Genomic DNA, 1955 nt, shown 5'->3' on the forward strand with positions numbered 1-1955 from the left:
CCGGACGGGCCGGACGGAGCAGGCGACGTGGGCGGGCCGGGCGGAGCAGGCGGGCTGCCCGGGGCAGCCGAACCGGGCGGGCCGGGCGCGGCGGCGCCGGAGGCGGTCAGCGCCGCGCGGCTGGGAATCACCGTCCGCCGGCTGCGCCAGCTCGCCGGCGCCGGCCCGGCCGATCCGGCGGCGACGGCGTCCGCCCTGTGGGGTGAGCCGGCCGCGGCCGGGCCCGGCTGGTTCAACGCCCTGGCCGCCGACGTCCCGGCGCTGCTGCGCCGCACCGGCCTGTCCTACGCCGAGCTGACGCAGGTGGTGGCACTGCCCCTCGTCCAGCAGCTCTCCCCGGGCCTGACGATCGGGCCGCGGGACGCCGGTGCCGGGGGCGGGGGCGGGGCCGGCGTGACGGGCGGCCGCGAGTGCGATATCACCGAGCTGACGCTGCTCAACCTGAGCGCCACTGCCCACGACGACACCCTGCTGCGGATTCAGCAGGTGGTCACCCTGTACCGGTCGACCGGCTGGCCGCTGCCCACGGTCGCCGCCGCCGTCGAGCTCACCACCGGCGGCACCGGTGCGCTGACCGCCGGCGCCCTGGCGCGGCTGGGGAGGATCGCCGCCGTGAGCCGGCGCGCGGAACTGGACGTCACGGCGGTACTCGCCGCGGTGGCGGCCGGTGGGAGCGGTCCGCTGCCACCGAGCCTGGCCGCCGTCTGCGCCGCCCGCCACCGGGCCCGGTTCACCGGCCCCGGCAGCCCGGCGGTGTCCGCCGCCGGCCGCCGGGACCCGCTCGCGCCGCTGGCCGACCCGGCTGTGGGCGGCCCGGCGAGTGGGCCGGCGAATGGCCCGGCGGATGGCCCGGCCGGGGGCGGCCCGGCGGGCTGGCCGCTGGCGTCGCTGCTGGATCCGGCCCTCGACCCGTTCGACCCGGCGCTGCGGCCGATCCTGCGCACCGCCCTCGGCACCGACGACGTCGACGCGCTCCGGCCGCTGGACGCCGGCACCGGCTTCGCCGCCTTCGCCAGGCTCGACGCAGCGGCGGCGGTGGCCCACGCCGCCCGGATCCGCCTGCCCGACCTGGCGGTGCTCGTCGGGCTCGGCGCGGTCGAGGCGCCTTTCGGCTCACTCGGCGCGCTGGAACGCACCCTGGACCGGCTGGACTGGCTGCGCCATGCCGGTGTCGACGCGGACCGGCTGGCCTACGCCGTCGACGGCGGGCGCCCGAGCTTCGCCGCGGCGGCGGGGAAGCAGCCGGCGGGCCGCCCGGTCGACGACCGGCCGATCGCCGTCGCCGCCGCGGCGCTGGCCGCCGCCCGCGCCGCCACCGTGCCGTTCACCCTGCCGGACGGTCCGGACGAGGTGCGCCGCCCGGCCGCGGTGGCCGCGCTGCGGGCGGAGCTCAGCGCGCTCGGCTGGCCGCCCGCGCGGGTCGACACGCTGGTCGCGACGATCGACCGGGCCGCGTCCGGCCCCGCGTCCGGCCCCGCTGTCCCGGTTCCCGAGGACGCCGCGTTCATCCCGACGCCGACGATCGTCGAGCTGCCGCTGGCCGTGACGGGCCCGCTGAGCGTCCCCGCCGCCCTGGCCGGCCGGGTGAGCCACGACCCGGTCACCGGATGGCTGCGGCTGGCCGACGCTCTCACCCCGCTCGAACGCCGGCTGCTCGCCGACGCCAACCCGGGGCAGCGGGCCGCCGTCGACGCCGCTCTGAACGCCGCTGCCGGTACTGACGCCGCTCTCGGCACGGCTGTCGGCCCGCTGCCGGGGCCGGCGCCGGCCGGCGTCCCGCTGCTGACCGGCCTGGGCACCGCCGAGGTGGCGGCTGGGGTGAACAACGCGCGGGCGTTGCGCGCCCGGACCCTCACCATCGTGGCGGTGGCCGAGCTGATGACCACGTCGGTGGAGTTCACCGGCCACCTGCTGGCCGGCCTGGCCGTGCCGGTGCCGGCACCGGCCGGCACCGC

At 80.1% G+C, this 1955-nt stretch carries 1 pseudogene; it reads left to right on the plus strand.

Annotated elements, in window-relative coordinates:
- Nucleotides 1-27: 27 nt before the first annotated feature.
- Nucleotides 28-1955, plus strand: a pseudogene (locus AC5LSR_RS23810) (hypothetical protein); the annotation flags it as partial.

It is taken from the genome of Protofrankia sp. CiP1_Cm_nod4 (assembly GCF_982290645.1).